General features: G+C 34.4%; 14 protein-coding genes. 7 read left to right on the top strand and 7 right to left on the bottom strand.

Features of this window, described 5'->3' with window-relative positions; translation table 11 throughout:
• Positions 1-2: 2 nt before the first annotated feature.
• The 5 genes from lpxB to EL158_RS02660 are packed head-to-tail and all read right to left on the bottom strand — an operon-like array spanning position 3 to position 9,283.
• Positions 3-1,112, bottom strand: coding sequence for a lipid-A-disaccharide synthase (gene lpxB, locus EL158_RS02680; protein ID WP_027304130.1), 1,110 nt, complete (start codon positions 1,110-1,112; stop codon positions 3-5).
• A complete protein-coding gene (locus tag EL158_RS02675; protein WP_027304129.1) occupies positions 1,109-3,910 on the bottom strand; it encodes a DEAD/DEAH box helicase family protein in 2,802 nt (933 codons plus the stop codon). The genes lpxB and EL158_RS02675 overlap by 4 nt, the downstream gene beginning before the upstream one ends.
• A complete protein-coding gene (locus EL158_RS02670; RefSeq protein WP_027304128.1) occupies positions 3,907-4,908 on the bottom strand; it encodes a virulence RhuM family protein in 1,002 nt (333 codons plus the stop codon). Before EL158_RS02670 ends, EL158_RS02675 begins: the two co-directional genes overlap by 4 nt.
• Positions 4,909-4,916: 8 nt before the next feature.
• The gene (locus EL158_RS02665) at positions 4,917-6,683 is read right to left on the bottom strand and encodes an ATP-binding protein (protein WP_027304127.1); all 1,767 of its coding nucleotides are present in this window, start codon (positions 6,681-6,683) and stop codon (positions 4,917-4,919) included.
• Positions 6,683-9,283, bottom strand: a complete 2,601-nt coding sequence (locus tag EL158_RS02660; protein ID WP_027304126.1) for a site-specific DNA-methyltransferase — start codon at positions 9,281-9,283, stop codon at positions 6,683-6,685. Before EL158_RS02660 ends, EL158_RS02665 begins: the two co-directional genes overlap by 1 nt.
• Before the next feature lie 385 nt (positions 9,284-9,668).
• Here EL158_RS02660 and EL158_RS02650 point away from each other — a divergent pair, with 385 nt between their 5' ends.
• The 7 genes from EL158_RS02650 to argH all read left to right on the top strand — a co-directional run bounded on the left by EL158_RS02650 (position 9,669) and on the right by argH (position 17,769).
• Positions 9,669-9,998, top strand: a complete 330-nt coding sequence (locus EL158_RS02650) for a hypothetical protein (protein ID WP_027304125.1) — start codon at positions 9,669-9,671, stop codon at positions 9,996-9,998.
• 109 nt (positions 9,999-10,107) lie between these two features.
• Entirely contained in the window at positions 10,108-10,878 is a 771-nt protein-coding gene (gene surE / locus EL158_RS02645; RefSeq protein WP_027304124.1) for a 5'/3'-nucleotidase SurE, read from the top strand.
• Between the two features lies 1 nt (position 10,879).
• Positions 10,880-11,533, top strand: coding sequence for a tRNA threonylcarbamoyladenosine dehydratase (locus EL158_RS02640; protein WP_027304123.1), 654 nt, complete (start codon positions 10,880-10,882; stop codon positions 11,531-11,533).
• An 87-nt stretch (positions 11,534-11,620) separates the two neighbouring features.
• Entirely contained in the window at positions 11,621-12,952 is a 1,332-nt protein-coding gene (locus EL158_RS02635) for a sodium-dependent transporter (protein WP_027304122.1), read from the top strand.
• Positions 12,953-13,029: 77 nt separating this feature from the next.
• Positions 13,030-14,796, top strand: coding sequence for a biotin/lipoyl-containing protein (locus EL158_RS02630; protein ID WP_027304121.1), 1,767 nt, complete (start codon positions 13,030-13,032; stop codon positions 14,794-14,796).
• A gap of 10 nt (positions 14,797-14,806) precedes the next feature.
• A complete protein-coding gene (gene pckA / locus EL158_RS02625) occupies positions 14,807-16,384 on the top strand; it encodes a phosphoenolpyruvate carboxykinase (ATP) (protein WP_027304120.1) in 1,578 nt (525 codons plus the stop codon).
• Positions 16,381-17,769, top strand: coding sequence for an argininosuccinate lyase (argH, locus tag EL158_RS02620; protein WP_027304119.1), 1,389 nt, complete (start codon positions 16,381-16,383; stop codon positions 17,767-17,769). The genes pckA and argH overlap by 4 nt, the downstream gene beginning before the upstream one ends.
• Here argH and EL158_RS02615 read toward each other — a convergent pair.
• Together EL158_RS02615 and EL158_RS02610 are read right to left on the bottom strand one after the other, a co-directional pair.
• Positions 17,766-18,113, bottom strand: a complete 348-nt coding sequence (locus tag EL158_RS02615; protein WP_027304118.1) for a histidine triad nucleotide-binding protein — start codon at positions 18,111-18,113, stop codon at positions 17,766-17,768. The genes argH and EL158_RS02615 overlap by 4 nt on opposite strands.
• A gap of 9 nt (positions 18,114-18,122) precedes the next feature.
• Positions 18,123-19,550, bottom strand: a complete 1,428-nt coding sequence (locus EL158_RS02610) for an anaerobic C4-dicarboxylate transporter (RefSeq protein ID WP_034955960.1) — start codon at positions 19,548-19,550, stop codon at positions 18,123-18,125.
• Positions 19,551-19,588: the final 38 nt, after the last annotated feature.

Raw genomic sequence — 19,588 nt, 5'->3', positions numbered from 1 at the left:
CTTTAAATTTCATAAAGTATTTTTGCCATATTTTTCGCACTGCCAAAGCCTAAATACTCTTTTAAAAAGCCCACTTTAGCAAAAAATGGCTTATAAGCAAATTTATTATAAGCACTTAAAAGATTTTCCACACTCACTTCATCTTGTAAAAATTCAGGATTTAGTGGCTCTTTCCCTGCAAAGTCGCAAAAAATATTTGCAAGTCCTATGTGTTTAAGCTTTACAAAAAGACGGGCTATGAAAATGTCAATCGCCTTTGCCTTATAGGCTAAAATAAAGGGCGTTCCCACCAAAGCCGCTTCTAAAGTCGCCGTCCCACTGCAAATAAAAGCAAAATCAGCTCTTTTAAGCAAATTTGGCGTATTGCTTTCTATTTTAAAGCCCTCCACATCGCCATAAAGGTGCATTTTTTCTAAATTAAAGGGCGGCACACAAAGCACCTTTTCGCCTTTAAAATGCGTAGCTAACTCCCTAAAAATAGGCATTAATCTTATAATCTCACTTTTTCTTGACCCAGGCAAAAAAGCTATGGTTTTTTCCTCCTCTTTTTTTGTGAGGATTTTTTGCATATTAAAGTTATCTTTAAATTCGCAAATTTCATCAAGCAAAGGATGCCCCACATAAATGCTTTTTGTAAAAAATTCCCTATCAAAAGGCAAAATAGAAGCTAAAACATCAAAATGCTCCTCCACCACAGGGATGCGACCCCTTTTCCACGCCCAAACCTGCGGTAAAATATAATAAATTCTCTTCGTTTTTAAATTTGCCTTTTTTAAAGCCTTAGCAAAAGGGATATTAAAGGCGGGTGAATCTATGCAAAGCACAGCATTAAAGCCTCCGCCCTCCTTTTCCCTTTCTAAAGTCAAATTGACAAGCTCTTTAATCGCCCTTTTAGCCTTAAAAATAAGCGGTAAAACCTCCACAAAACCCATAGCACTAAACTCGTGTGAGCTATAAAGAGGCTTAGAGCTTAAATTTAGCTCCTTACATAAATTTTCATCATATATCCCACAAAGTTCAAATTTTCCATACTCTTTTTGATAAGCCCTTAACACTTCTTTTAAATGTAAATTTGCTGAAGGCTCAAGCGCACAAACAATAAAGCTTTTCACAAAATTTCCTCAAAAAGCTCTTTTACACTTGATTTTGTATATTTTTTAAGCTTGGCATCGCTTTGTGCATTTTTATTATAGTAGTGTAAGATAACTTCGATTTTTTCATTATTATAAGTTAAAGTTTGAAAAAAAAGCTCCTCGAAAGCATTGATTTTAAATTTAGCATTTTCCTCATAATTTAAGCCTTTTGGGTCGATGAAAAAGATTTTAAAATACTTATTTTTCTTTAGCCAAAAAATAAAATCGAGGTAAAATTTCCTTTCTTTTTGCTCCCTTTCATCAAAATAAGGAATATAAATTTCATCTTTTTTTTCCACAAGTTTTGAAAAACACCATTTATAACCTTTTAAAAAAGCCTCATTTTGCAAATTTTTTTCCAAATCTTGTAAAAATTTCCTCTCACTTTTATGCGTAATGGCGAAATTAATCTCGCTTTTTCCGTCATCTTTATGATAAATCACCAAGGGCTTACAGGTGTAGTTTTCTTTAAATTGAACTTCGTTTAATCCTTGTTTAATTTGCCTTGTATATTCATCAATATCTATTTTACCGCTATTAAAATCTTCTTTTAATTCCACCTCACTTTTTGCCCTTACAACGCTTTTTATCACCTCATTGATTTTCCTTACTTTCTCCTCGCTAAAATTAGTTTGCATTTCTTTATAATGCTTAACTTCATCTTTTAAATCTTCAAATTTATTAAATTCCTTTAATTTCGCATTTAAACTAGCATTGATGATTTTAAGTGTTCTTTTTGCGTCAAATTTATCTTCATTTCCGCCTGATTTTTGAATTTGAGATTTTTCTCCCTCATTAAATTTCTTAATTTCCTCAAAAGTAGAGTATTTAAACCCCTCATATAAACACTGCTTTACCATCAATACATCTTCATCATAATCTTGCATAAATTCCCTTAAATCCTCCGCCTCTTTTGCAGAGATTTTATACTGCTGATGTAAGGTTGCTTTATTTTTATATTTTGGCACAGGTAGAGGGCTTAAAATTTTTGTTTTTTTAAAGCCTTGAAGGGGCTTTGTTCTCATTACCACATTTAAACCCTCGATAATGCTACTAATCGCCTTATTATCACTCGCCATTATAAAAAGCGTCTCCAAAGCAGGAGCGTATTTTAAACAAGCCTCCTTAAAGTCCATTTTCTCTTTTAAGGCACTTAAACGCTTTCTTTTGTTTAAAAAAGGCTCAATTCTCACCCCTCGCCCTATGGTTTGTAGGACATATTTTTTTGCCTTTTTGCTACCGATATTGATAAAGTTAATGAAATTCACACGATTACTATCCCACCCCTCGCTAAACACCTTGCTTCCCATCATAATTTGTATGGGCGATTCTTTGTGGTTTAGCTCTTCAAAATACCCCTTTGCCATATCCTCCCCACTCTCAATGCCTAGCCCATCAAGATAGCTTTTCTCCCACTCTTTAATGCTACCGATATTTAAAAGCAAAAAGGGCTTTGTCGCATTTTTACTTTTAAAGGCAAGCTCTTTATTATTCCCCTTAATCTTACAGCACTCTAGGCTTGAAGTCTCTTTAGCATAAAAGATTTGCTCTCTTAAGTCTTTAGAATCCACTTTTGCAAGTCGCTCTAAAAAGTCTTTATTCATCTCTTTTTCAGCAAAATATATATTGCTAGATTCTAGTTTTTTTGCTAAGTTTTTTGCAATCTCGCTTATATCTTTAGAATCTTGTAAGATTTTCATAATCGCTTCAAAATACAGCTTAATTCCCGCATCTTTGGTATTGACTTTATCCGCCACAGCGATGATTAAAGGATTATGATAATGCAAGTTTTCAAACCTTGCTTTTAAGCTTTTTAATTCCTGCTTTATCCCCACAAAAAGGATAAAACTCTCTAGTATCCGCTCTAGTTTTTCATCACTAGAATCCACCTTAGAATCTTTAAAGGCTTTGAGATTACTATCTAGCACCACGATATTTTTCCCATAGCCATCATTATTAAACTTCTCTAAATTGTAGTTAAAAGCACAAGTAAAAAGCTCTATATCATTATCAAAAGTCGCAGAAAAGTTAAAGATAAATCCGTGTGGATACTCCTGCCTTTCTCGCCCTTTTGCTAAGTCTCTTATATAGCTTTTTCTTATAGAATCTTTGCTATCACCCTTATGTGCTTCATCAAGCAAGATATACCAGCCCTTTTCACGCATTAAATCATCATAATTTAGTCTTTTAGCCTTAGAATCTTTGCCGACATTTTCCTTTATATCTAGCAAATCACTTCTACCAAGAAACACGACATTTTCAAAGCCTAGCAAACTTTGATTATCATAAGCTTTTATCTCTTTGCAAGTGATTTGTATCGGCTGATACGCATTAAAGCTTTGTATATGCGTTTTAAACTGATCTAAAATCTTATCATTTGGCACAAGTAGCATTATGGGCTTAGATTCTATCTCGCCATTTTTCATAAGTTTTTGCATAAGGCTTATAAGCTTTATCATCACAATACTTTTGCCACTGCCTGTTGCCATCCAAAAGCTTGCCATATTGCAAAACTCTTTTATATCTAAGCCTTTTTTAGAATCTAATTTTATAGCGTTGTATTTAAAAGCCTGTTTGTATTCATAGCATAGCTCTTTTGTATCATCTCTATATAGTTTTAAACTACATAATGCCTTTTGCAATGCCGCTACTTGATATTCTTGCAGACTAATACTGCCATTAAAGCTTATTAAATCAAGGCTTTCAAAAAGATCGCTGAAAGATTGAATCTTTTTGTCTGTAATGTCCTTTAAAATCAGTGATTGTTTTTTGGTCATTTTCCTGCTCTCGTGTTAAGTGTTTTATAGGTAGATTCTAATATCTCTTCATCTTCTTGTTCTGCCTTTAGCAATGCTTCCTTTTTGCGTTGTGTAGCAAATAACTCATATTGTTTATAAGCGATTTGCTCCATTTGTGCGTTAGAGATACTGCCATTATCTTTTAAAATTTGCATTCCTTGAAAGGTCAGCAAAGAATCCACATTTTGTCTCCAAAAGTCCATAGTCAAAGTTTGCTTATCTTTCACTCTAAGTTCTGCGGATTCTAAAAACACATTAACCAAACGATTTAAACTATCTAGCTCCTCTTTTTTTAGATAATTTTTCGCCACAATCACATCGCCTTTACGCACAACGCTACCTTTCCAGCTTGTAAGCCCCATATTCAGCTTTTTTGCGTTTGCTCTCTCGCAAATCAGCTCCGCAGCAGTTTTGTGCGTGATAGCGTATAAAAGCTTGTTTTGCGTCTGTGCGAAAAACATTTGCGTTGCTTTATCGCTAGAATCATAATCTACACTCAAAGCAAAAAGCTCTCGCACTTTTTGATAAAACCTTTTTTCACTCGCTCTTATATCTCTAATCTGCTCTAACAGCTCATCAAAGTAATCGCTTCTGCCATTTGGATTTTTAAGTCTATCGCTATCTATTAAAAAGCCCTTTTGCAAATAGGTTTTTAAATGCTCATTTGCCCAGATTCTAAACTGCACTCCCCTTTTACTACGCACACGAAAGCCCACAGCCAAAATCATCTCTAAGGCATAAAATTTCACTTTGTATGATTTGCCATCACTAGCAGTTGTCAAGTATTCCTTGACAACTGAATCCTCTTGCAATTCCCCTTCCTGCAAGATATTTCTTATATGCAAACTTATATTTTGTTTTGAGGTGTCAAAAAGTTTTGCCATAGAATCTTGGGCTAAAAATACACTCTCCCCAAGCTCATATAGCTCTACTTTTATTTTTTTATCTTGTGTGGTGTAGAGAAAGATATTTGGCATATTAGTTGTCATAAATATTTTCCTCTTAAAATATCTAAAAATAACTGATTTCTATTTTCCGCATCGTGAATTAAAGAACTATAATCCATAAAATTAACTATCGTATTATTAGCCTGATTATATTTATAACAAATTGGAAAATTACTATTTGTATATATTTGATTATAATCGTCTCTAATGATACTTTGCAAAACCTCATCATTAAATTTTAAAAATCCATAAGCCCAAATTCTTACTTTTTTTTGAGAATAAACTTCATTGATCATTGCAGCATAGCTAAGAATTTGTTGGTGTGCTAATGCAAAATATTCTTTCTTTGCTTCAGGTTTTTTAAATTCTATAAGCAAAATATCAGTTATCTTATCTTTTTCATAAGTATTAGAAATAATGCTTAACAAATCAGGTCTTTCTATATTCTTGTGTAACTCTGGAAAAATATCCTTAATCTGCATATCGCTAAAAATTTTATCATAGCACATAAACCTATCATCGAATAGCCAAACATTATTGCTCCTATAATCTTGCTTATCATCGGATGTTTTCTTAGGCATAAACAAATTATGGATTTCAGCTTCTACACTCCCTTTATCAACAGAGTTTTTTAATTTTTGGATTAATTTATCCCTATCAAACACATATTCAGCCAATTCCGTTTGTGTTACTTTAGCTAATTTAGCTTCATAATTTGTTTTTACCTTATTATTATCATCTCTTAAAAAATCCTTATCATCATTAAATTCTTTTTTTGCATTTTCTAACATATCATTTACATTTAATTCATTCCTATTTTCAAAATATACTCCGAGATAAGGTGATTCTTTAATTGATTTTTTTCTATTTTCTTTAATTGTATTTTCTACATCAAAATTATGTTCCACATAAATTGCTTTGAGTTGATTTTCTAATTCATCGTGTATATCATTCCAACTCAAATCCTCAAATTCAAGCGAATTTTTTCGTTTGGGATAAATTTGCAATTCATTTCTTTCATCATTAACATTTTTATCAAAAAAATCGGATTCTAAAATATAAAATATTCTTAAATCTTTTTCTTTTGGCAAATTATATTTACTTTCTTGGTTTAAATCTGAATTTTTTATAACAACCCTATTATTTGCAACATAAAATCCTTCATTTCTAAAATCACTTTCCCCAAAAATATATGATATGCTAAAAGAATAATTTTTAATTTTAAATTCTTTCTTTTCAAAATCTGGTATTTCAATACTCTTAACACTATCTACACATTCATCGTTTCTATAAATATCTATTTTAATATCCTTGTTTTCTATCTTAAAATAAGCCAGAAAATGCTCTTTAATTTGTTTTTTAATCTTAGAAAAATCAACCGAAAAATTATCTTTTGGATTTGATAAAATCACTTTAGTTTTATCAAAAAAACCTTGCTCATTAGGCTCCGTCATACCATTATAGGTAAAATCAAATTCTTTATTTTTACTTACAACCTTTACGCTTTTAAAAAGTTTAAGATATATAAATCTTCCTATACCCTTACAGCCTAATGATTTTTTATAATTACTACGATATTCTCCAAAAGACTTCAAATTTTCCTCATTAAAACCATCACCATTATCAATCACTTCAATTTTATCTACATAGGGAGTTATGTTTTTATTGTCTAAGCTGGGGGCTATAATTTTAAGCTCAATATATGTGGCATTTGCTTGCATTGCATTTACTATTAATTCAAATATCACATTCTCAAGCTTGACATTTTTTAATTGATCTACAACCTCTGGTATATTTATTTTCATCACAATTTCTCCCACCACAAAAGATTTTTAAGTTTTGGGTATGTATGTAAGTCAATTTGCTCTAATGATACAATATCGCCATTGTCAAACTCACAAGATTCTATACCTTTAGAATCTAAAAATAATCGCTTGATTTTTAGCCCTTGCAAATTTGCTAAAGTGTGGAATAAATCAAATTCCTTTCTATATCCGCTCATATCTAGCGTGATTGTTTCACCCTTATTCAGCTTTTTAATGAGTTTGCGGGATTTTCTGTAATCAATGATTTTTTGTGCTTTTTGATAATCTTTAGCAGGGTAAATCACTTCAGCGTTATTGCCTATTTCTTTACCTGTCTTATTCTCACATTGACAATCTGTAAGCACATATTCACATTCTTTTAATGCTTCTTCATAGGATTCTAACTCGTAGTATCTAAATGCTCCGCTGCCTTGATAGTCGCATTCTTTGCTAATCCCACTTTGAAATCCCCCTATGACTTTTTTAAGGCGTGGGAGTATGACTTTATAAAAATGCTCTCCCATTTCAATGCCAAGCCATTTACGCCCTAGCTTTTGTGCTGCAGCTACACTTGTCCCACTTCCTGCAAAGAAGTCTAAAATTATAGAATCTTGATTGCTAGCTATTTCACAAATTCTTTTTAATAGCCTTTCGGGTTTTGGGGTATCAAAAATCTTGTCATCAAATAGGGCTAAAATTTCTTTTGCGGCGTCTTGATTGTGTCCTACTTCTTTATGTTTCCAAATCGTAAGCGGTGTAATGCCATCTTTCACTTCACTTAAAAATCTTTTAATTCTAGGCACAGAATCTCCACCATTAAAATAAATTCTATTATCCTTTAAATATTCCTCAAATGTTTCTTTTGAAAGTCTCCAAGAATAACCTTTTGGCGGTAAAATTTTTCTACCACTAGGCAGAGTAATTTCATAAATATTCGCTTCTACTGCAGGTCCTACACTCATATCACCACTTGTCCAAATACCTCTTGGGTCGTTATCGGGGTTTTTGTATCTTGCGTTTGCTTCCTCTGTTCGTGGTAATGGGTTTAACAATGTTTTATCAATATTTTTTGAATAGACGCTAATAAAATCGTGGTTGGGAGAAAAATCCTTCCTTAAATTAACAGCAGAAAAAACTTTTTCCCATATTATATTTGCCATAAAATTCCCTTCCCCAAATATCTCATCGCATAAAATTTTAAGTCTTGCTTGTTCGTTATCATCTATGCTTATAAAAATGCTTCCACTATCCTTTAAAAATTCCCTTGCTAATTCCAAGCGATTAGCTATCATTGAAAGCCACGATGAGTGATTAAATTTATCACTATAAATAAAGCCGTCATTGCCTGTATTGTAAGGCGGATCAATATAGATTAAATCCACTTTGTTTTGATACTTTGGCATTAGGGAGTTTAGGGCTTGAAAATTATCCGCTTTTATTAGCTCACCATTAAGGATAGATTCTATATCATCAAACACGCTTAGAATCTTGTATTGTGTCTCTTTGCTAAAATGCTTTGTATCAAGAGGTAGAAATTTATATTTGTCATCACTCAATATTTTTTCGCTTATATTTTGTGCTTGAAAACTCTCATCAATAAACTTTAAATCCTGCCATTCTTTGATTTGCTTTTCAAAGCCTTTGTCTTTGCATATAGAATCTAAAAGTGCGGTATTTTGCAATTGAGTTTTATTAGAATCTTGGCATTCTAAGGATTGAGATGAGAAATCGGCGTTTTCAAGCGAGCCAACAAGAAGCTTACTAGTCGTAAGTGCCGCAGTTGGCGAACGCAGAATCGCCGATTTATCGCTCAATACTGAATGCTTTAAGATTAAATCAAGACTAAAGACATAATTTACCACTTTGACAAATTTGGGCTTTAACCACACAGCCTTTAGCTCGTCCTCAAAGGCTGCTATTTTATCGATAAGAGTATGGGCTATTTTTTTAACCTTATTTAAACTCTTTATCCTCACTTCATTCCACTGCGTAACGCCGTCAAGCACATAAGCACAAAACCGCAGGTCAAACTGCTCTTTTAAAAAGGCTTTAGCGTTTTTATGGATAAAAAAGTCGATTTCATTTTGCTTTTTATAGCTTTTAAAAATGCTTTTAAGCTCCTCTTCTTTAATGTCAATCTTATTTTTCCTTAAGGCTTTTAAAAAATCCTCGCTAAATTCGCTTGAGTTTTGCTTAAAAACCTTGACTAAATTAAGATTTTTGTCATTTATGACCTTGATATTTAGCTCATTATCCTCTATGCTTTGTAGATAGAAAATAATTTTATTTTTATTATTATCCGCATTTTGTATGAAGTCATCGGTTAAGAAATGAAAGCTGTAAATTTCTTTCTCATCAAAAAAGGGCGTGCCTGTCTCATTTAAATAAGTGCTGAAAAAATCGTAAAGCTTACTATAATCTAAATATCTTAGCTCCTCTTTTTCTAAATAATCCCTAATGTTTTCAAAATACTTTTGCTTGATGTGAAGAAGATTTGTAAAACCACTTTGCTTAAATAAGCCTCTCTCCCCCTCCTCCTCAATTCTAACACCTAAATAACACTCTTTTGGCTTTGAAAAAAATGCTTGTTGATAGCTTATCATCTTTACCCCTTGTTTTAAAAAGGGTATTTTACTAAGCTAAGTTTAATAGGCTCTAAAAGGCTTTAATAATAGAAATATTTTCGATTGAAACGATTTTGCTAATATTTTTTTCATCATTTAAACCTTGTGCGGTATCTATAAAACGCACATAGGCGGATTTGCTATCCCTAAAAACAAGCTCACCGATGACAAATTTTTGCTTATCTTTAAGATAAATTTCTACCCTCTTCGCACTTAAGCCTTTTGTTTTTAAAAATGCTTAGGATTCTTACTTTCATAAAATGCAAACACGCCCTAATAAAGAAACCAAAACGACAAGGTATTAATTTAAAAGTATTATAATGCCTCTTTGATTTTAAAACAATATTTAAGGATTAAAATAATGAAATATGTCTTAGCCTTAGTGATAACCTTATTCATTAGTGCTTGTGCCTATCATACAAGTTTAGAAAGTTTAGAGCCTCGCAAAAGCACAAAAAATGATGTAAGAGCCATCCTTGGTGAGCCTAATTGCACTACAACTTATATATTAGAAAGTAAAGAGCCATGGTATGAAATGTGGGCTTACGATTTGTCAAAACGCAACAACTTTAATGGAAACAATTTCGGCAGCACAGGTAGTGGAAGCATCATCTTTCATTTTGATCCACAAGGTCGTTTTATCCAATACTTCAAAGACAAGGGTCGCTCAAATTGTGGAAACGATGACTAATTTTTCATTAAAATAAATTTTTTATCCACTTTAGTCATCATTTCTTCTAGCACTTGCATTAATCTATTTATAAAAATTTTGCTAAAATCTCGTTTTTGAAAGGCTTTTAATGAAAGAAATTTTAATCACAAATGATGACGGCTTCGAAAGTGAGGGGCTTAAAAAGCTTGTTAAAATGCTTAAAAAAGAATTTAAAGCAAAAATCACAGTAGTCGCTCCAGCGACTGAAAAATCCGCCTGTTCACACTCTATCACCCTTACGAAACCCTTGCGTTTTGTCAAGGTAGGCAAACGCTTTTACAAACTTGATGACGGCACACCAGCAGACTGCGTATATCTAGCCCTAGCCGCACTTTATAAAAATAGGCTTCCTGATCTTGTCATAAGTGGGATAAATATGGGGGCAAATGTGGGAGAGGACATCACTTATTCAGGCACTTGTGCGGGGGCTATGGAGGCGGTTTTACAAGGAATTCCCGCTCTTGCACTTTCGCAGTTTTACAAAACAAACGAAAAAGAACTTAATTTTAAAAACGCCCTAAACATCACAAAAGAATTAGTTGAAAAAATCTTTAATCAAGGCTTTCCGCTTGATAAAAAAGAGTTTTTAAATGTCAATTTCCCAAGCCCTAAAAGCAAATTTAAAGGCGTTAAAATTTGTAAAGCAGGCAAGAGGGTTTATAATTTCAAAGCCCACGCCAATACTAATCCAAGAGGTATGGAATATTTTTGGTTAGCAAGTGCGAATTTAGATTTTGAGGATGAAAAAAATTCAGATATCGCTCTTTTAAAGCAAGGCTATGCGACCATAACGCCCATAATGCTAGATCTTACCGCTTATAAAAAAATGCAAAATCTTAAAAAATGGCTAAAGGACTAAAATGCGATACACAAGAGTAAAATGGCTTGTTGGCGATGAAAATTATGAAAAGATTTCTAGGACGAGAGTGCTTATTTTTGGGCTAGGTGGAGTGGGTGGAATTTGCACGGACGCGCTTTTTCGCACAGGTTTTACAAAGCTAACCCTCATAGACGCAGATAGCTTTGAAATCACAAATCAAAACCGCCAACTTCACAGCGAGCACATAGGCGAAAATAAGGCAGAAGTTTTTGCAAAAATTTATAAAGTAAAAGGCGTGGTGGCTAAAGTCGATGAAGAGTTTTTAAGCACATTTGACTTAAGCAAATTTGATTTAATCATCGATGCTATTGATGATATACCCGCTAAAGTGGCTTTAGCAAATAAAATTGATTTTAAAAAGCAAATCTTTATCTCAAGCACAGGAGGAGCTAGAAAGCTTGACCCCACTCTCATCAAAACAACAAGCATTTTTAAAACTTATGGCGATGCTTTAGCGAAAAAATTCCGCTATGAGCTTAGAAAATCAGGCTTTAAGGGTGATTTTGAAGTGGTGTTTTCTAACGAAGAGGCAAAATGTAAAAATTTAGGTTCTTTTATGGGAGTAACGGCGTCTTTTGGCTTGGCTTTGGCAAGTTTAGCCTTAAAAAAGGTGTTAAATACGGACAAATTTTAACTCATTTCGTTTAAAAAACGCTTTTTTAGTAAATCTTAAAACTTTTTTTGTTTTAATAAGACTTTATTTTAAATTTAAGGTTTATAAATGGGTTCTAAATTCTCAAAAATAGGCTTTGTTTTAGCCGTAGCTGGCTCTGCTGTGGGGCTTGGAAATGCGTGGAAATTTCCTACCTTAGTCGGTCAAAATGGAGGCTCTGCTTTCGTGCTTTTATATTTAGTGCTTACTTTGGGAGTTGCTTTTGTGGTCTTCTTAGCAGAACTTAGCATAGGAAAATTAAGCGAAAAAGACCCTGTCAATGGCTATAAAGCTCTCGCTCCTAATAATAAAAAAATATGGTCTATGGCTGGTTTTACTATGCTTGGAGCGATTTTAATTGTCTCATTTTATAGTCTTGTGATAGGTTGGGTTGTTAAATATATGTATTTTAGCGCCACAGGGAATTTAAGTCAAACTTTAGAAGAAAGCGAAAAGCAATTTAATCAACTTTTACATTATGATTTTATAGGTCAATTTGTCTGCTTTAGCATTATTTTTCTCATTGTTTTTTATGTGGTTTCAAAAGGCGTTAAAAATGGCATTGAAAAGCTTAATGTATGGATGATGCCAACTCTATTTATCTTACTTATCTTAATGCTTTTTTACGCTTTAAGTCATACAAATGGTTTTAGTGAAGCTTTGCAATTTCTTTTCGTGCCTGATTTTTCAAAAATCACAGGCTCTTCTATTTTAGAAGCCTTAGCCCTTGCCTTTTTTAGCCTTTCTTTAGGTGTGGGGACGATTATTACCTACTCCGCTTCTTTACCTGATCGCACAAATTTCATCACAAGCACACTTAATATTATATTTATCAATGTGCTTATCGGGCTTATGATGGGACTTATTGTCTTTACCTTTATCTTTGAATTTGGAGCTAATCCTAACCAAGCAGGACCGGGACTTATATTCATCTCTCTTACAACGCTTTTTGCTAAACTTGGTGTTGTAGGATACATACTTGGAGCGACCTTTTTCTTATCTTTGATTTTTGCGGGGATTACCTCTGCTATTTCTATGATAGAGCCTTTTGCTTTTTATCTTATTAATAGCTTTAATATGAGCCGTAAAAAAGCTTTAATTTTCATCGGCATTATTGTTTATATTTTAGGAAATTTGTGTATTTTATCAAGTTTGAGTGCGACTGCATTTATGATTTATGATATGAGCTTTTTTGATGTGCTTGATTATATTTCTGGTAAAATTATTATGCCTTTGGGTGGAATTTTAGCAGCGATTTTTGTGGGCTTTGTTATGAAAAGAAAAGCTTTAGAAATCTTATTTGAGCCTTATATGAGCGGAGTATTTTTTAAAGTGTGGTATTTCTTTTTAAGATTTATCGCACCTTTAGCTATCATTATCATCGCCGTCAATGCTTTTTAATGAAAAATGCTATGAAATTCCTAGTATTAAAAATTAAATTGTAAAATTCTTGTAAATTTGAATTTTGAAGGACGATTATGGCAAAAAAATTCATAGATGTGATGGATACAAGCTTTAGAGACGGCTTTCAGTCCGTTTATGGAGCAAGGGTTTTAATGGACGATTTTATCCCAGCCCTTGAAGCGGCAAAAGAGGCGGGGATTAGACATTTTGAATTTGGTGGCGGAGCGCGTTTTCAAAGTCTTTATTTTTATCTTAACGAAGATGCTTTTTTGATGATGGATAAATTTAGAGAAATCGTAGGCAAAGAAGCAAATTTACAAACCCTTTCAAGAGGGGTTAATACCGTAACCCTAGACACAGGAAGTCGTGAGCTTATCGACCTACACGCGAAGCTTTTTGCCAAACACGGAACAACAACCATAAGAAATTTTGACGCACTCAATGATGTGAATAATCTTAAATTCAGTGGAGAGTGTATCACAAAGCACGGCTTAAAGCACGAGATAGTCATCACGCTTATGGACTTACCGCCAAATTGTTCTGGCGCACACGATGTGGCTTTTTATGAAAAAATTCTAAGAGAAATTTTGAGTGCTGAAATTCCTTTCTCAAGCTTTTGTTTTAAGGATGCAAGTGGCACTTCAAATCCTGAAAAAATTTATCAAACTATCAAAATGGCAAGAAGCATTTTGCCAAGTGAAACCCACATAAGACTTCACACCCACGAGAGTGCTGGCGTTAGTATAGCGTGCTATTTAGCAGCTTTAGAAGCTGGGGCTGATGGGATAGATTTAGCCGCTTCGCCTGTAAGTGGTGGCACTTCGCAACCTGATATTTTAACAATGATGCACGCCATTAAGGGTAAAAATTACGATTTTGGCTTAGATTTAGAAAAGATTTTAAAATATGAAGAAGTGTTTAGGGAGTGTATGGCGGATTATTTTTTACCACCAGAATCGACTATGGTAAGCCCTCTCATACCATTTTCTCCTATGCCCGGAGGAGCATTAACGGCAAATACTCAAATGATGAGAGATAACAATATCTTAGATAAATTCCCAGAAGTGATTAAAGCTATGCGTGAAGTCGTAGAAAAGGGAGGTTACGGCACTTCAGTAACGCCTGTTTCGCAATTTTATTTCCAACAAGCTTTTAATAATGTGATGTTTGGAAAATGGAAAAAAATAGCCGATGGGTATGGAAAAATGGTTTTAGGCTATTTTGGAAAAACCCCTGTCGCACCTGATGAAGCTATCGTTAAACTAGCCGCAGAGCAGTTAAATTTAGAACCTACTACGGAATTAGCCATAGATTTAGCCGATAAAGATGAAAGCAAAAGCCTAGCTTACATCAAAACTCTTTTAGAAAAAGAGGGCTTAGAAACAAGTGAGGAAAATCTTTTCATCGCTGGAGCTTGTAAGGAAAAAGGCATAGCCTTTTTAAAAGGCGAAGCTAAGGTCAATGTCCGCAAACTTAGCACTATGCCAAAGCCCATAAGTGCTGAAGAAAACAAATTTACCGTCTCTGTCAATGGTAACAAATATCATGTCGAGCTTCACGCAGGATTTGATAAAGATGTCAATGTTAAAAATGTCCAAAAAATTCCGCACAATGAAAGCGTAAGTGAAAATGCTATTCAAGCCGGAATTTCAGGCAATGTCTTTAAAATTCTCATTAAAGAAAATGATGAGATTAAAAAGGGGCAAACCATAATGATTTTAGAAGCTATGAAAATGGAAATAGAAGTGCAAGCCCAAAAAGATGGCATTATAGAGCAAATTTGTGTGGGGGTGGGCGATGCGGTAAGTGAGAGTGATGCTCTTGCTATTTATAAAGAATAAAGGAAAAACAATGAAAAATATAGAAAATTTAGGCTTAGAAAATGTCAAAGAAGTGTTTTATAATCTAAGCTATGAAGAGCTTTTTAAGCACGAAATGCAAAATCAAGAAGGCGAATGCACACAAAATGGAACTTTTAGTGTTGATACAGGAATTTTCACAGGTAGAAGTCCTAAGGATAAATATTTTGTCAAGCAAGACCCTTCGCAAAAATATCTTGCTTGGGGCAAAATCAATCAGCCCATTAGCAAAGAGCTTTTTGACAAGCTTTTAGCTAAGGCTCAAAAAACACTAAGTGGGAAAAATATCTACATTCAAGATGCTTATTGTGGGGCAAGCTTACAGAGTCGTAAGGCGGTGCGTTTCGTAACGGAAATAGCGTGGCAAGCCCATTTTGTCAAAAATATGTTTATAAGACCCAAGCAAGAAGAATTGGCAAATTTTAAGCCCGATTTTATCGTTTATAATGCTTGCAAATGCGTTAATGATGATTATAAAAAAGACGGATTAAATTCAGAAGTTTTTGTGATTTTTAATATAGAAGAAAATATCGCCGTAATTGGAGGCACTTGGTATGGTGGTGAGATGAAAAAGGGAATTTTTTCTATGATGAATTATTGGCTACCTTTAGAAAATAAACTTTCGATGCATTGCAGTGCTAATGTCGGCGAAAAGGGCGATGTGGCTTTATTTTTCGGCTTAAGTGGGACAGGTAAAACAACCCTTTCAACGGACCCTAAACGCAAACTTATTGGCGATGATGAGCACGGCTGGGACGATGAGGGCGTGTTTAATTTTGAGGGTGGTTGTTATGCTAAAACCATCAATTTAGACCCTAATAACGAGCCTGAAATTTACGCAGCCATTAAGAAAAATGCCCTTTTAGAAAATGTCGTTTTAAGGGCGGATAAAAGTGTCGATTATAATGATGCTTCTAAGACTGAAAATACAAGAGTTTCTTATCCTATTGAGCATATTATTAATCACGAGCCAAGCCTAAAAGCCGGACATCCACAAAACATCATCTTTTTAAGTGCGGATGCTTTTGGAGTATTACCTCCTGTAAGCAAATTAAATGCTGGACAAGCGATGTATTATTTTCTAAGTGGCTACACGGCTAAAGTCGCTGGGACAGAGCGTGGTATCACAGAGCCTCAAGCGACTTTTTCGGCGTGTTTTGGAGAGCCTTTTATGCCTTTACATCCTACGATTTATGCGCGTTTGTTGGGTGAGAAAATTCAAAAACATCAAGTTAATGTCTATCTTGTCAATACAGGCTGGAGTGGCGGAAGCTATGGGGTGGGAAAGAGAATGAGCATTAAAGCGACTAGGGCTTGTATCGATGCGATTTTAAGTGGCAGTATAGAACAATGTGAATTTGAAAATTTAGAGATTTTCAATCTTGCCGTGCCAAAATCCTTAGAAGGCGTAGAAACAAAACTTTTAAATCCTATCAATACTTGGGAAGATCAAAACGCTTATCTAAGCACACGCGATAAACTAGCTAAAATGTTTATAGAAAATTTCAAGCGTTATGAAGATGTTAAAGAAGGCGTTGAATTTAGCAAATTTGGACCTGAACTTTTATGAAAAATCAAATGTGGTCTGGGCGTTTTAGCACTGCTAGTGATACGCTTTTAAAGGAATTTAATGCTAGCTTAAATGTCGATAAAGAGCTTTTCAAGCAAGATATAAGAGGTTCCATAGCACACGCAACTATGCTTGAGCGTTGTGGAATTTTAAAAAAAGACGAGCTTGATGCTATTTTAAAAGGCTTAAAACAGATAGAAAGCGAAATTCAAAATAACGATTTTATTTTTAACATTGACGATGAAGATATTCATATGGCTGTAGAAAAACGCTTAAGTGAAATTATAGGCAAAGAAATAGGCGGCAAACTTCACACGGCAAGAAGTAGAAACGATCAAGTTGCGACAGACTTTAAACTCTTTGTCAAAGAAAAAACAGGGGAACTTATGCTTTTACTTAAAGAGCTCATCATAACTCTCATCGCACACGCTAAAGAACATAAAGAAAGCATTATGCCTTCTTTTACGCACCTTCAACACGCCCAGCCTATAAGCTTTTCTTTTTGGATTTTAAGCTATGCTTTTATGTTTAAAAGAGATATTTTAAGGCTTGAAAATGCCCTTGAATTAGCCGATGAATGTCCGCTTGGAAGTTGTGCTTGTGCTGGGACTAGCTATCCTACAAATAGGGCTTTAAGTGCCAAAATGCTTGGTTTTAAAAATCCTATGCAAAATGCTATGGACGGGGTGAGTGATAGGGACTTTGCTCTAGATTTACTTTATAATATCAGTGTGATTTTTACTCATACTTCAAGACTTTGTGAGGAGCTTATTCTTTTTTCAAGTGCGGAATTTAATTTTATCTCTATAAGCGATAGTTTTTCTACGGGAAGCTCCATTATGCCTCAAAAGAAAAATCCTGATGTATGTGAGCTTATACGCGGTAAAACAGGACGCGTGTATGGAAATTTAATCGCCCTTTTTACTACGATGAAAGCTTTGCCTCTAGCCTATAATAAAGATATGCAAGAAGATAAAGAAGGCGTTTTTGATAGCGTTAAAACAGCTCAAAATTCACTCATTATCCTCAATGCTATGCTTAAAGAAATTAAAATCAAAAAAGAAAATATGCTTAAAGCTTGTAAAAATGGTCATTTGTTAGCGACTGATTTGGCAGATTATTTAGTGAGAAAGAAAAATATCCCTTTTAGAGAGGCACATTTTATCGTGGGTAAGGTTGTCGCTTATGCCGAAAATGAGGGCATTGATCTTAGCGAAATTTCAAATTTGGCTCAAATTGATAGCATTTTTGACGAAGAAGCGATGCAAATTTTAGACTTTAAACACTCGCTCAACGCTAAACAAAGTCAAGGCTCAAGCTCCATTTCAAGCGTAGAGAAACAAATTCAAAATTTAGAAGATTTTTTAAAGGCAAAAAGCCTTTAAAAAAGTGTTGAAGTTTTGCTAGTTTTTTCAAAACCGCTTAAAATGTGAAAATGCAAATGAAAAACTTCTTGACCGCTATTTTTACCGCAATTACTCACTAAACGATAGCCCTTTTTATCCAGCCCCAAAAGCACGGCTAATTCTTGAATAAAACGCGTCATTTTAGCCATAAGCTCGGGCTCAAATTCTTGAAAATCCCTAAAATGCTTTTTAGGGATTACTAAAATATGAATAGGTGCTCGTGGATTGATATCCTCAAAAGCGAGAAAATCATTATCCTCTAGGACTTTATTACAAGGCACCTTACCTTCAACAATAAGTTCAAAAACACTCTTTTCTCGCATATAAACTCCTTATTTAATATAACCAGCGACTAAAACTAAAAGATAGCCAAACACACAAGAGCTAGAAACGCCGATAAGCCCCGGTATAATAAAGCTATGGTTAATAACAAATTTGCCTATTCTAGTTGTCCCTGAGCGGTCAAATTGTATGGTTGCCAAATCGCTTGGATAAGTTGGTAAAATATAATAACCATAACAAGCAGCCGCAAAGGCGACAATAATACCAGGCTCCACGCCAATACCTAAAGCCAAAGGCACAAAAGCAGCGATTGCCGCAGCTTGAGAATTAACAAATTTAGAGATTAATAAAAGCATAATTGCATAAGTCCAAGGATGCTCTTTTACCACATCGCCAAGTGCAGCCTTCATCATCGGCGTATGCACGGCAAACATAGTATCCGCCATCCAAGAAATTCCAAATACCGCCACAAGCGCTATCATACCCGATTTAAAAATTTCATTTGACGCAATTTTCTTCGCCTCTGTTTTAGTAAAGATGATAATCAAAGAACCGGCAATTAGCATAAACATTTGAATCACGGCAACCATTGAAAGCGTGTCAAGCTTAGGATTACCCAAAGCGTCTGTTTGTGGGACGCCATTTTTTACCACTTGACCCCAATTTGGTCTTAGATTATCAAACACGCCAAGCAAAGCCACTAAAGCAATAGCACCTAAAAAGATCCACATCGCTACCCACTGGCTGTTAGCAAGTTTAACGCCTAGTAGAGTTCTGCTATCTCCATAGACATATTGTTTAAATTCAGGGTCTTTAAGTTTGTTTTGAAATTCCTCATCTTTGTCCAAATCCTTACCCCTAAACCAAGAAAAAATTCCTATACACAAAACTCCAGCTAAGGTGCTAGGGATAGTGATTTGAAGAAGATTGATATAGCCATCAAAGCCGACTAGTTTATTGTCCGCATTTAAAAGTAAAGCAGTTAAACTCACAACAGCCACACTCACAGGCGAAGCGATGATACCCATTTGAGAACTTATAGAAGCAGCTGCCATAGGGCGTTCTGGGCGAATTCCATTTTTAATAGCAATGTCATAAATAATAGGCATTATAGTATAAACGACATGTCCCGTTCCGCAAAGTATGGTTAAAAAGCAAGTTACAAAAGGTGCTAAAATCGTTAGGAATTTAGGATTACGCCTTAAAATGCGTTCAGCAATTTGAAGCATAACATCAAGCCCACCACTTGCTTGCAAGGTTGCACTTGCTACAACTACGGCTAAAATGGTTAGCATTACATCAATGGCAGGTTTTCCCGGCTTAATGTGAAAAGCAAAAACTAGCATTAAAATACCTATGCCACCGAGCAAACCAAGAGCGATGCCGCCTTTTTTTGCTCCGTAAAATAGACAAATCAATACAACGATGATTTGTATGAGAAACTGAGTGCTCTCATTAAGACTTGTTAAAAAGTCCATAAAAACTCCTTTTAATGAAATAAACTTTTAATTATATC

Origin of the sequence: Campylobacter upsaliensis, assembly GCF_900637395.1 — a bacterium.
Classification (GTDB): Bacteria; Campylobacterota; Campylobacteria; order Campylobacterales; family Campylobacteraceae; genus Campylobacter_D; species Campylobacter_D upsaliensis.
This window is presented reverse-complemented; position numbering and strand designations above follow the sequence as displayed.